Origin of the sequence: Streptomyces colwelliae (assembly GCF_048158785.1) — a bacterium.
Classification (GTDB): Bacteria; Actinomycetota; Actinomycetes; order Streptomycetales; family Streptomycetaceae; genus Streptomyces.
This window is the reverse complement of the sequence record NZ_JBLTJC010000326.1, coordinates 1-11,771: the sequence shown is the minus strand read 5'-3', so window position 1 is coordinate 11,771 and position 11,771 is coordinate 1. Positions and strand designations below refer to the sequence as shown.

Sequence of the window (11,771 nt, the reverse complement as noted above, 5' to 3'; positions counted from 1 at the left end):
GAGGGCGGCGGCCTCCCGGACGTACGGATGGTGATGCTGCACGGCGCGGACGACGACGGCTGGTCCTTCGCGACCCACTCCACGAGCCGCAAGGGCCACCAGCTGAAGGGCTTCGCCTACGCCGCCCCGACGTCACCGCGCCCGGCTGCTCGTCCCGGCGGCGCTCGCCGTCCTGGTCTGCACGGCCACGACCGCCACCGCGTCCGACTCCTCACCCAGGACCACTGCGACAACGATCACGGACGTCCGGAGCCACCACGAGGCCGCGCAGAAACCGAAGGCGATGCTCGACGACTGGCTCCGGCTCTGGAACGGCGACTACGACCGGGCGCCGGGCATCATCTCCCCCGCCTTCAAGGTCCACGCCGCGCTCCTCGACGGCGGTGACAGCAGCTCGATCAGAGGTGTCGACGGCCTGGTCGCGTGGATCGCGCAGACCCGCGCGGCGTTCCCGGACCTCCGCTTCACCGAGCAGATCGCCCCGCTGATCGACGGTCGCCACGCGTCCATACGGTGGACGGCCACCGGCACCTACGCCGGCGGCTTCCCCGGCGCCGAGGCCGAGCCCGGGACCGTGGTCACGTTCACCGGCACCGACACACTCCGTATGCGCGACGGCCGGTTCGTGGAGTACTGGGTCAACACCGACACCCTGCAACTCCTCACCCAGCTCAAGGCGTTGTGACACCCGGCCGGCTGTCAGGCACTCCACACCTCGACATACCCGAGCACATGGCCGGCCGACCCGGCCCACACACCGCCCTACCGCACGAGCCTCCACTCCTGCGAACCGTCCGCCACAGTGTTCTGCAGGGTCAGCGGCGCCCCCTCGGACGCTCCGGTCAGGTACAGGCTCGTGTTCTTGACCGACTGCAACCGGTAGAACCCGTCACCTGTCCTCACCAGGTTCCAGCTGCCGGTGGCGCTGTTGTCGACCCACTGTCCGATCCGCTGGCCGACCGTCGCGTTGCCGGTCCAGATCGCCGCCGCCCGACCGCCCGACTTGTTCAACAGGGTGACTCCGCCGTTCGGTTCGGTCACCACGTGCCAGTACTGGGTCTCCGGATCCGCGGCCGAGCCACGGGCCTCCAGGACGACATCGGGGACGTTCCCGTTGCCGATGTTCGCGTCGTTCGTCTTCCCGCCGGTGCCGATCACCTGGCCGGTCTTCCGGTTCACCAGCCGGTAGTAGGCGCCATCCGACCGGCCGAGGTCGACCTCGGCGTAGGCGATCGTAGAGGTGCCCTGGTTGTTGAGGATCGCGATACGGCCGGTGGAGTCCACGTACTGGAGGTCACGGCTGTATCCGGCGCGCGAGGTCGTCTGGTACTCCTTCCAGACGCCGTCGCTACGACCGCTCTTGTTGACCCAGACGTTGCCGCTGCCGGCCGCGTTGTAGACCAGGCCTCCCCCGGGCAGCCTGATGACGACCGGACTGCCGCCCGTCGCGAGCGCACGGGAGCCGGTGTCGACCGGCAGCGAGGTGACAGCACCGCCGGTCGCCGAACTCCCGTAGAAATCGAGCGGGTTGTCAGCGAGCAGGTACCGGACATTGGCTCCGCCGCCCCAGTACTCGTACGTGAGCAGCCACTTGCCGTCCGTGGTCCGCACGACGTTCGTCATGCCCGGCCGCCCGCCGCCGATCTCCGTCTTGCCGCCACCCATGCTCTGGGTCAGTCCGGCGACGTCGACGACGGGTCCGCTCCACCGGGCGCTGCGGCCGTCCCAGGTCCGGTGGGCGAGGATCTGCCCGTGTGAGTCCGTGGCGGTGTCGTTGTCGAGGTCGAGTGTCGGGACACCGGTGGTCGTGTCGAAGCCGGTGTAGTCGTTCTCGTCGGAGTAGTAGCAGACGAGTTGGCCCTTGTAGACCATCAAGTACGGCTCCCAGACGGGGTCCACCTGCTGGTGCGTGTTGGCCGTGGCGACGTTCTGTCCGATCGCGCCCGCGCTTCCGCCCTGCCAGCCGCCGGTCGCGATGACGTTGACGACCTTCCAGGACGCGCCGTCGTCGGTGCTGGAGTACAGCGCGATGGCGAGGTCGCTGCGGTCACCGTCGTTGGAGGGCGTCCAGTCGGGGTCGGCCGCCTTGTGTTCCGTGTAGTACGCGTCGTCGCCCGACACCACACTCGCCAGGAGCAGCGTGCCCCGCTTCAGTTTCCCGACGGTCTGGGGAAGCGTGTAGAGGTAGGGATTGGTCCAATTGCTCGTGTATTTCGCGTACTTGGGGTCCTTGGAGAGATACGCGGGAGCCTTGACCTCCGACAGTGGCTGCCAGCTCGTCCCGTGGTCGTCGCTCTTGTAGACCGGGAGTGTCTGCCCCTCGGCACTGCCCGTGGCCGACACGACGGTGGACTTCTCGAATGACGCGACCAGCCGCCCGCCGGGCAGTTGGGCCGACTTCGGGTAGACGGCGCAGTTGCCCCGCCCCTTCAAGCACGGCTCGTTGCCGAGCTGGTAGAGGATTCCGCCCGTCGGGTTGTACGCCTGCGCACCAGTGGCCATGGGCACCGCCAGCATCGCCGCGGCCCCGACGAACGTACCCAGTGCCTTCACCGCTCTGCTTCTTCGCACAACTACTCCTTCGCGTCGATCGGGGAAACGAGTACGCGTACGTCCCACGGGCCGAGCTCCAGCACAGCGCCCGCGGCGAGGGACGTACCGTCCAGGGCGTCGGTGAGATCGACCGGCACCGCCGAACGGGCGGGCTCCCAGCTCCAGTTGTGGACGATGTGCACGCGACGACCGTCCGGCGAGGTACCGGTCGTCGCCGTGACGGACGCGGGCAGCTCCCCCCAGCCACTGCGGGCGGCCGGCGCCAGCCACTCGGCCAGCGCACGGGCGAGGTCACGGCCGGGCACGGTGCCGACACAGGTGACCCGCCCCTCTCCGTGCCGGCGGGTGGTCACGGCGGGCCAACGTCCGAAGTGCGGGTGCTCGTACGCCGCGAGGACCTCGGCGTCGGCGACGGTCAGGCCGTCCGCCCAGTGCGTCGCCGCCGCGGTCTCCGGCAGCGCGAGCGGGCTGTCGGGCACAGGTCGCACGGGAACGGCCTGCGCGAGGTTGCTGAATTCGTCGTACGACACTCCCGCCGCGTCGGTGAGACGGGCGGGGGCCGGTTCGTGCCGGGCGCGTGCCTCATGGTCGGCGTAGCCGGTGCGGGGGCCGAGGACCAGGTGGCCGCCGGCCTGCGCGTAGGCGGCGAACCAGTCGAGCGTGGTGTCGTCGGCGAGATACAGGGCGGGGACGACGAGGACGGCATGGCGGCGGGCGGCCTCTTCCGGCTCCATGCCTTCGCGTTCGCCGCGCGGGTCGTGGAGTTGGCGCGCGTGGACGACGCGGACCTGCCGTCCGGCGTCGAAGGCCCCGCGGTAGAAGGGGTCGAGGATGCGGTGGTAGGCGGCGGGGTCCGGTTCGCCGTCCGGGGTCGCGAGGGGCGGGTGCTTCTGCATCAGCCACTTGCTGGGCGTGGAGTAGACGACGGTGATGTCGGCGTCCGGTTCGATACCGGCGACGAGCGGCCCCACAGTCTCGAACTCCTCGCCCAGCCGGGCGAGTTCGGCGTACGTACGGCCCGGTCGGCCGCTGTGCGGAAGGACTCCGCCCCAGTAGGTCTCGGCGCCGAAACGCAGGGTCTGCCACTGCCAGTACTCGATCATGCGGGCGCCGCGGCCGACGAGAGCCCAGGCGGCCTGGCGCCACTGGCCGTCGTAGGCGGGCCTGTTGTCCCACGCCATGCCGATGGAGTTGGCGTTGGTCTCGGTGACCAGGAACGGTTCCTGGCGGGAGGAGAACATCCAGTCGGCGGTCTGGTAGAGCGACCAGACGCCGGTGGTCTTCCACTTCTGCTCGTGGGTGTCCGGGGTCGGGTCGGGCAGGAGCAACGCGTCCTGCATGTCGTAGTACGGGTTGCCGGTGGCGATGTCGAGGCGGTCGGTGAGTTCGTCGTCCTCGACTGCCGGGCGGGTGTAGGAGATACAGGTCGTGACGAAGTGCTCGGGGCTGGCGTACTCGCGGACGATGTCGGCCTGCCAGCCGATGAACTCGGTGCACTGGCGGGCCTGGAACTCCCGCCAGGCGACGTCGTACTGGGGCTGTACGTTGCCGTCCGGGGTCCACAGGTCGGCCCACGTGGACAGGCGGTGGGACCAATAGACCAGGCCCCACTCGCGGTTGAGGGTCTCGACGTCGCCGTACTTCTCACGCAGATGGTCGGTGAAACGCTGGAAGACGCCGTGATTGTGGAACAGCTCCAGGCCCGGTTCGTTGTCGACCTGGAAGCCGATCACGGCCGGGTGGTCGGCGTAGCGGGCGACGACCTTCCGGATGATCCGCTCGGCGTGGAAGCGGAACGCGGGGTGGGTGAAGTCGACTTCCTGCCGGGCGCCCCAGCCGATGCGTTCGCCGGTGCGCCGCTCGCCGGTGATCTCCGGGTACTGGCGGGCCAGCCACGGCGGTACGGCGTAAGTAGGGGTGCCGAGGATGACGGAGATGCCGCGCTCGTGGGCGCCGTCCAACACCGGTTGCAGCCAGTCGAGTTGGAAGTGGCCGTTCTCGGGTTCCCAGGTCGACCACACCGACTCGCCGATCCGGATGACGGTGAAGTGCGCTTGGGCCATGAGGTCGAGGTCGGTCTTGAGCTGCTCGTCGGGCCGTACGTCCGGGCCGTAGGCGGGCTGGTACTCGTGGTAGTAGGCGGCACCGAACAGAACGCGGGCGGGCAGATCCGCCATGGACAAACCTCCGGAGTGCAGGGGGTGTTGGGGGGATGGTGCTGTGGGGGTTACTGCTTGACGCCGCCGGTGGCCAGGCCGCTCTGCCAGTACCGCTGGAGCAGCAGGAAGGCCAGGACGAGCGGGATGATCGAGATCAGCGAGCCGGTCACGACGAGGGCGAGCATGTCGCTGCTGGCTCCGGCGCCGCCGTTCTGCGCCTGGTCGGCCCAGGAGGAGAGCCCGACCGTGATGGGGTACAGGTTCGGGTCGTTGAGCATGATCAGCGGCAGGAAGTAGTTGTTCCAGGTGGCGACGAGCGTGAACAGGATGACGGTCACCAGGCCCGGCGCCAGCAGTCGCAGCGCGATGGTGCAGAAGATGCGGAGTTCGCCGGCGCCGTCCATGCGGGCGGCCTCGACGAGGCTGTCGGGGACGGCGTCCTCGGCGTAGATCCGCATGAGGTAGAGGCCGAAGGGGCTGATGAGGGACGGCAGGATGACGGCCCAAGGGGTGTTCACCAGGCCCGCCTTGGCGAAGAGCAGGTAGGTGGGGATCGCCAGGGCGGTGGTCGGGATCATGATCGCGCCGAGGACGAGGTTGAAGGCCGCGCCGTGACCACGGAAGCGGTACTTGGCGAAGCCGTAGCCGGCCGCCGCCGCGAGCAGCGCGGCCCCGAGCGCGCTCACCCCGGCGTACAGGACCGTGTTGAGCAGCCAGCGCCCGAACACCCCGTCGTCCTGGGTGAAGGTGGCCTTCACGTTCGACAACAGCTGTGGGGCGTGCGAGAACCACAGGCCGAAGGTGTTGAACAGGTCCTGGGTGCTCTTGGTCGAGGCGACCAGCAGCCAGAAGAGGGGCAGCAGGAAGTACGCCAGGACGGCCAGCATCGCGATGGTCAGCGGGGTGCTGCGGCGGCGGGTCGGCGAACGGCGCGACGTGCGGGCCTCGACGGGAACTCGCTGCGTCTTCGCGGTGGTTGAGGCGGTGGACGTGACGGTGGTCATGCGGTCCTCCTGCGGTTCGCCGTGAGCAGGAAGGCGTACGACACGATCACGATGACCAGCCCGAGGATGAAGGACACCGTGGCCGCGTAGTTGGTCTGCTGGCTGATGAAGGCGACGGAGTAGGCGTAGAGGTTGGCGGTGTAGGAGCTGTCGATGACGGCCGGGGCGACCTTCATCAACAGTTTTGGTTCGTTGAACAGCTGGAAGCTGCCGATCACGGAGAACAGGAGGGTGAGGGTCAACGCCGGTCGTAGCGCGGGGAGTTTGATGGACCAGGCGATGCGCCAGGCGCCGGCGCCGTCCATGGCGGCCGCCTCGTACAGCTCGGCGGGGACGGTGCGCAGGGCGGCGTACAGGATGATCATGTTGTAGCCGACGAACTCCCAGGTGACGATGTTCGCGAGGCTGCCGAGCATCCAGCTGTCGGTGAGGAACTGCGGGGCCGGCAGGTGGAGGTCGTGGCTGATCTGGGCGAAGGGGCCGAAGTCGGGGCCGTAGAGGTAGCCCCACATGAGCGTGGCGATCACGCTGGGGACGGCGTACGGGACGAAGATGCCGAGGCGGATCACCCGGGCGAGGCGGAGCAGACCGCTGTCCAGGGCGAGTGCGAAGCACAGGGCCAGGAGCAGCATCACGGGGACCTGGATGACGAAGAACAGGGCGACTCGGCCTATGCCCTGGAGGAGTTGGGGGTCCTTGAGGGCCGTCACGTAGTTGTCGAGGCCGACGAATGTCGAGCCGCCGATCAGCCGTTCCTGGAAGAGGCTCAGGTAGGCGGCGTAGCCGAGCGGGGCGAGAAAGAGGAGCAGGAACAGCACCATGAACGGGGCGATGAACAGAACGCCTGCCCTGCCGTGCCGCCTGCGTGGTGGGGACTTGGTGCGGGCCGCCGCCGTGGTGGTCGTGGCCATCGTCAGCCTCCCTTGACCGTGAAGCCCTGGCTCTTGGCGAAGGCCGTGATGCGTGACTGCCAGGAGCCGAGCGCGCGGACGGTGTCGGTCTTGTCGGCGAGGGACTTGCCGACGGTCTCGGTCCAGTCGGTTGCCACCCGGTCGAGGAACGGCGGCCACTGGAAGGCGGGATCGACCTGGGCGCTGATGTCGGCGAAGACCTGGTTGACCTTCTGGCCGCCGTAGAAGGCGGGGGCGTCGGCGAGGAAACTCGGCTCGGAGAGCAGGGTCTTGGTCGCCGGGAAGAAGAACTGTTCGGTGGCGAACATCTTGGCGCTGGTGGGGTCGCTGTTGAGGAACTGGGCGAACACCGCTGCCTGGATGGGGTTCTTGGTGGAGCGGATGACCGCGGTGGTGGAGCCGCCCCAGTTGCCCGAGCTGGGCTTCGCGGCGTCCCATTGCGGAAGCGGGGCCGCGCGCCACTTGCCGGAGGTGGCCTTCGCCGAGCCGGAGAGGAAGGCCGGCCCCCAGGCGCCGGTCAGCCAGGTCGCGTACTTGCCCTTGTTGAGGGCCGCGTACCAGGCGTCGGTGAAGTCCGGCTCCACGCCGATCACGCCGTCCTTGGCGAGAGTGCCCCAGTACTCGCCGAGCTTCTTGGAGACCGCGTCGTCGACGCTGACGGTGATGTCGCTCTTGCCGGAGGTGACGTACGGCTTGGCGCCCGCCTGCCACAACAAGCCGTGCCAGGCGGCGACTTGGTTGGCGGCGAGGTTGGTGAGGTAGACATCCGGGTCGGCCTTGTGCAGCTTGCGGGCGGCGGCCGCGAACTCGTCCCAGGTGGCGGGGACTTCGATGCCGTGCTGGTCGAAGATGTCCTTGCGGTACAGCATGCCCATCGGGCCGGTGTCCTGCGGGATCGCCCATATCTCCCCGCCGCTGCCACTGACCTGGCCCCAAGTCCAGTCCACGAACGTCGACTTGAGCGCGGAAACACCGTAGGGGCGGAGATCCAGCAGGCTGTCGGTGATGGTGAACGTCGGGATCGCCTGGAACTCGATCTGCACCATGTCCGGGGCACCGCTGTTCGCCTTGAGCGCGGTGCGCAGCTTGGTGTACTGAGGCGTGCCCTGACCGGCGTTGACGACCTTGACCTTGACGGCCGGGTACTTCTTCTCGAAGAGCGCGACCTCCTTGTCGATGTTCGGAACCCAGGTCCAGAACGTCAGTTGGGTCGGCGTCTTCATCGCCTTGTCGATGTCGGCCTGCCCGACCGGCTTGCCCGACGAGCCGCTCGTACCGCCACTGCCCCCGCCACAGGCGGACAGCGTGGCGGCCAGCGACACCGCACCGGTGGCGGCGAGAAAGCCCCGACGGCTCAGGGAGGAGGGCGAGTTGAAGAAGGGTCCGGACATGATGAACTCCCGGGAGAGGGTATGAGGGACCGGCACACCGGCGACGGCGTGCTGAGGGAACTCCGGTGAGAGAAGCGCCCCTTTTTAGGGGCGCGGGGAACTGCGCGACCAGCCCCCACCGGCCCGCGGACAAAAAACCGCAGGCACAGCAGGGCAACTAACGGAGGGGCACCGCTGTCGATGCCCGAACAACAAGCTCAACCGGCGGGTCGACCATCGGCAACGGATCCGACCCAGGGTTCTCAATGGCATGCACCAGCAACTTCAGACCGCCTTGCGCCATCGCATCAAACGGCTGCCGCACGGTCGTCAACGGCGGAGTCACATACGCGGCGACCGGCGTGTCATCGAACCCGACCACACTGACATCCTCCGGAACACGCCGACCGGCCTCCGTCAACGCACGGATCAGCCCGATCGCCATGTCGTCATTGGCGGCGAACACCGCGGTAACGGAGGAATCGGCGCCAAGTTCACGCCCGGCCGCATAGCCGGACGCGGCCGACCAGTCACCCTCGACGACCGGGGGCTCCGCCCGCCCCTGCGCCGCGAGCGCGGCACGCCAGCCGTCGAGCCGGTCCCGCGCCGAGTACCAGCGCTGGGGCCCCGCCAGATGGTGGACCGTGGTGTGGCCCAGTTCCAGCAGGTGTTCGGTGGCCGCCCGCGCCATCTGGCCGGAGACGATCCCGCCCGTCACGACATGCGGGGCGGCGAAGGGCGGGGGTGCGCCCAGGACGAGGACCGGCACGTCGACCCGCGCGGACAACTCCGCGCCGCCCTCCTCGTCGATCGGCTCGGAGATGACGATGCCGTCCACGCCCTGGTCCAGGAGCGAGTCGACGGCTCCGGCGATGCCCGCCGACTCGCCCTCCATCGTGTTGACGACACGGAGCGCGTAGCCGGTGTCCCGTACGGCCCGTTCGACGCCCATGAGCAGCGAGGCGGGGCCGTACAGGGCGGTGCCGAGCGTCACGACGCCGATGGACCGGGTGCGTCCGGAGGCGAGTGCGCGGGCGGCGTTGTTGGAGCGGTAACCGAGTTCCCCGGCCGCCGCGAGGACACGACGGCGTACGTCTTCGGAGACGTACGGCTCGTCGTTCATGACCCGGGACACCGTCTTCTGCGACACACCCGCGAGGCGTGCCACGTCCACGCTGCGCGGCGCGGCACCCGCGCCACGTCCTGCCACTGGTGTCATGGTGTCTCCCGATCTCCGGCAGCCGCATCCTAGCCCGACTCCGGTCTATGACTGCGCTGTCATGACCGCGCAGTCATATCTACGCAACAGGGCGGGGCGCGTCAAGACTTCGCGCAACATCCGCGAAATACGGGAGGACCAGGCAGGGCGCGGGGCCTGTCCCGTCCGAGCGCGGCGGACAGGACGAAGGCCCGCGCTCTCCCGGGAGTTCGGCGCCTGAAGTCCCGTACTACACAGCGGCGTTGAGAGTCCCCCTCGATGTTGCCCCGGGTGGAAACCGACAGGTTCGCGGATTCCTGAGGGCCCAGGGCAGCGGACTGGCCGGCCATCTGAGGTTGATGCGGCGACCGTCCAGCCGGTGGAGGCAGCAGGCCTTGCGGGCGGTGCCCTGGAGGCGGTCACCGGCCCGCGCTCACCGGCCCGCTCAAGTGCTGGTGCCGTAGGTGTGCGGGTCGACGGGCTGCTCGGCTTTGGGCAAGTGGGAGACGACGAGCAGGTAGGAGTCGGTGACGAGTTCCCTGACGAGCTCGTTGTCGACGCGTGTCCCGTCCTCCAGCGTGATCCAGTGTTTCTTGTTCATGTGGTAGCCGGGGGTGATGTGGCTGTTGTGTTCGCGGAGAGCCTGGGCCTCGTCGGGGTCCGCCTTGAGGATCACGACGGGGCGCCCGGGAACCTCGGTCATCAGCATGAACACCTTGCCGCGTACCTTGAAGACCTCCCAGTCCGGGCCGAAGGGATGCTCCAGCCGGGCTGCGGGAAGTTCCTCCGCGCACTCGGCGGCGAACGTCTGGAGGGTCGATCCGTTCATGAGTGTCTCCGTTCTCGGATCCAAGGGGACAGGCCCGAGGCGTTCTGGTCAGGCGGCCGAGCGGCGAGGGGCGGGACGCGGACCTGTCACCGGTGCTGTGCGGTGCGCAGCTCGTCGGTGAACCGGGCGAGGACGTCCTCGGCCGTGGGGACGGGGCCGAACAGCTGCTCCTGGCGGCTGGGGTCGGCTACGTAGCGTCCGGTGTCGAACCAGCCGAACATCGCGGCCATGTCCTTGACCACCGGGTTGAAGCGGCCGACGACGGCTCCTGCGGCGCGGACGACGACGGAGGGGACCGCCCACACCTTGATCTTCCTTCCGGCCCGGTGGCCCATCAGGTCGGCCACCTCGCGCATGCTGACCGGGCGGTCCCAGCCGATGTCGATGCGCTCATCGTCGGCGGCCTGGGCGTCGACGGCGGCCGCCAGGTACGCCGCGAGATCGGAGGTGCGGACGAAGGTCAGCGGGACGGTGGCCTTGGACATCCAGATCAGACGGCCCTTGTCGAGCGGGTTGCCCGCCATGGTCGCGACCTGGTCGAGGAAGGCCCCCGGGCGCAGGGCGACGAAGGGGACGCCGAGCTGTTCGAGCTTGTCCTCGGCGAGCTTCTTGTGCCAGAAGTGCGGGACATCCGGGGTCTGGTCGCTGGTGAGGATGCTGGTCAGGACGAACCGCCGGATGCCGGTGCGGTGGGCGGCCTCGGCGAGGTTGGCGTTGCCGATGGTGTCGATGTCGTTGGCGTTCTTGCCGCCGCGGGTGTAGCCGGCGGCGGTGGTGATGACGGCGTCGGCGCCGTTCATGGCGGCGACGAGCGAGTCGACGTCGAGCATGTCGCCGCGCGCGATCTCCACGCCCCGGCTTTCGAGTCTGCCGGCGTCGGTGGTCGGCCGGACCAGGGCGCGGACGTTCTTGCCGCGCTTGAGCAGTTCGTCGACGACCTTGCTCCCCAGGGAGCCGGTCGCCCCGACGACGAGGACCGGGAGGGCGGTTGAGTCGGTGGCAGGCATGGGAGTCTCACTTTCCATCAGGCTGGTGGGAGGTGGCTGCGGGCACAGGCGCCCGCGCGCCGGGCGGGGCCCGGAGAGGCGGGCCGTGGTGGCGCATCCGTAGCGCGCCTCGCCGCCACGTGCCGCGTCCGGGACAGCCGGTACGGGGTGGGTGACAGGGCCTGGCTGGAGGTGGTCGCGCCGCATGCGGGACGGTGTGCGCCTCGGTCCGCGTGCCCGTTTTTCATGTGTGGTGTGGCGTACGCGGGCATGGGGCGCACACCGGGGAGTCAGGTGGACTCTTCCTCGGGCAGCGCGCGGTTGCTGATCGCCTCGGTGATGGCGTAGGCGGTCTCGACGAAGGACTCCGCCTGCCGCTCCGATAGATTCCGGGCGGTGGTCTCCTCCAGGGCCTGCCACAGGGCCGTGATGGGCTCGCGCATAGCCTTGCCCTTGTCGGTGAGGTGGACCACCATGACGCGCCGGTCATGTGCGGCCGGCTCGCGGACGACCAGGCCGGCGTCCTGCATGCGGCGTAGCGCCTTGGAGATGGTGGAGTGGTCCACGCCGAGGCATTCGAGCAGTTCGGACTGGGACTGGCCGTCCCGGTCGAAGAGGTGCATCAGCACCAGTTCCTGTCCGGGATGCAGGTCCATCTCGCGCAGCAGGGCGGCGGCGTACGCGCGGTGGGAGCGGGCGAGTTGGAAGATCGCGTAGCTCATCGGTCCTGCGTCGGCCGTGGTGGGGATGCGGGGTTCGGG

The 11,771-nt window shown here is 69.0% G+C and carries 10 protein-coding genes and 1 pseudogene; 2 read left to right on the top strand and 9 right to left on the bottom strand.

Annotated elements, in window-relative coordinates:
• Positions 1-126 (top strand): annotated as a pseudogene (locus tag ACNFOC_RS41730) (oxidase); the annotation flags it as partial.
• A gap of 157 nt (positions 127-283) precedes the next feature.
• A complete protein-coding gene (locus tag ACNFOC_RS41725; RefSeq protein ID WP_416964232.1) occupies positions 284-685 on the top strand; it encodes an ester cyclase in 402 nt (133 codons plus the stop codon).
• A 77-nt stretch (positions 686-762) separates the two neighbouring features.
• Here ACNFOC_RS41725 and ACNFOC_RS41720 read toward each other — a convergent pair whose 3' ends face one another.
• From ACNFOC_RS41720 to ACNFOC_RS41680, 9 genes are all read right to left on the bottom strand, one after another.
• The gene (locus ACNFOC_RS41720; RefSeq protein ID WP_416964233.1) at positions 763-2,517 is read right to left on the bottom strand and encodes an RICIN domain-containing protein; all 1,755 of its coding nucleotides are present in this window, start codon (positions 2,515-2,517) and stop codon (positions 763-765) included.
• 56 nt (positions 2,518-2,573) lie between these two features.
• Positions 2,574-4,730, bottom strand: coding sequence for a beta-galactosidase (locus ACNFOC_RS41715; protein ID WP_416964231.1), 2,157 nt, complete (start codon positions 4,728-4,730; stop codon positions 2,574-2,576).
• Between the two features lie 50 nt (positions 4,731-4,780).
• Positions 4,781-5,716, bottom strand: a complete 936-nt coding sequence (locus ACNFOC_RS41710; RefSeq protein WP_416964230.1) for a carbohydrate ABC transporter permease — start codon at positions 5,714-5,716, stop codon at positions 4,781-4,783.
• Positions 5,713-6,627, bottom strand: a complete 915-nt coding sequence (locus tag ACNFOC_RS41705) for a carbohydrate ABC transporter permease (protein ID WP_416964229.1) — start codon at positions 6,625-6,627, stop codon at positions 5,713-5,715. Before ACNFOC_RS41705 ends, ACNFOC_RS41710 begins: the two co-directional genes overlap by 4 nt.
• Positions 6,628-6,629: 2 nt before the next feature.
• Entirely contained in the window at positions 6,630-8,018 is a 1,389-nt protein-coding gene (locus tag ACNFOC_RS41700) for an ABC transporter substrate-binding protein (protein WP_416964228.1), read from the bottom strand.
• 157 nt (positions 8,019-8,175) lie between these two features.
• Positions 8,176-9,216 carry a LacI family DNA-binding transcriptional regulator gene (locus ACNFOC_RS41695; RefSeq protein ID WP_416964227.1) on the bottom strand — a complete coding sequence of 347 codons (1,041 nt, stop codon included), beginning with the start codon at positions 9,214-9,216 and terminating at the stop codon, positions 8,176-8,178.
• Positions 9,217-9,640: 424 nt separating this feature from the next.
• Positions 9,641-10,024 carry an MmcQ/YjbR family DNA-binding protein gene (locus ACNFOC_RS41690; protein ID WP_416964226.1) on the bottom strand — a complete coding sequence of 128 codons (384 nt, stop codon included), beginning with the start codon at positions 10,022-10,024 and terminating at the stop codon, positions 9,641-9,643.
• Positions 10,025-10,110: 86 nt separating this feature from the next.
• Positions 10,111-11,031 carry an SDR family oxidoreductase gene (locus tag ACNFOC_RS41685; RefSeq protein ID WP_416964225.1) on the bottom strand — a complete coding sequence of 307 codons (921 nt, stop codon included), beginning with the start codon at positions 11,029-11,031 and terminating at the stop codon, positions 10,111-10,113.
• A 269-nt stretch (positions 11,032-11,300) separates the two neighbouring features.
• Positions 11,301-11,771: MarR family winged helix-turn-helix transcriptional regulator (locus ACNFOC_RS41680; protein ID WP_416964224.1), on the bottom strand; the 471-nt coding region annotated here is incomplete at its 5' end.

Bases quoted from the DNA above. Each gene is read 5' to 3' on its own strand.
- ACNFOC_RS41725 (WP_416964232.1), top strand. From the start codon at position 284: ATGCTCGACGACTGGCTCCGGCTCTGGAACGGCGACTACGACCGGGCG.
- ACNFOC_RS41720 (WP_416964233.1), bottom strand. From the start codon at position 2,517: ATGCTGGCGGTGCCCATGGCCACTGGTGCGCAGGCGTACAACCCGACG.
- ACNFOC_RS41715 (WP_416964231.1), bottom strand. From the start codon at position 4,730: ATGGCGGATCTGCCCGCCCGCGTTCTGTTCGGTGCCGCCTACTACCAC.
- ACNFOC_RS41710 (WP_416964230.1), bottom strand. From the start codon at position 5,716: ATGACCACCGTCACGTCCACCGCCTCAACCACCGCGAAGACGCAGCGA.
- ACNFOC_RS41705 (WP_416964229.1), bottom strand. From the start codon at position 6,627: ATGGCCACGACCACCACGGCGGCGGCCCGCACCAAGTCCCCACCACGC.
- ACNFOC_RS41700 (WP_416964228.1), bottom strand. From the start codon at position 8,018: ATGTCCGGACCCTTCTTCAACTCGCCCTCCTCCCTGAGCCGTCGGGGC.
- ACNFOC_RS41695 (WP_416964227.1), bottom strand. From the start codon at position 9,216: ATGACACCAGTGGCAGGACGTGGCGCGGGTGCCGCGCCGCGCAGCGTG.
- ACNFOC_RS41690 (WP_416964226.1), bottom strand. From the start codon at position 10,024: ATGAACGGATCGACCCTCCAGACGTTCGCCGCCGAGTGCGCGGAGGAA.
- ACNFOC_RS41685 (WP_416964225.1), bottom strand. From the start codon at position 11,031: ATGCCTGCCACCGACTCAACCGCCCTCCCGGTCCTCGTCGTCGGGGCG.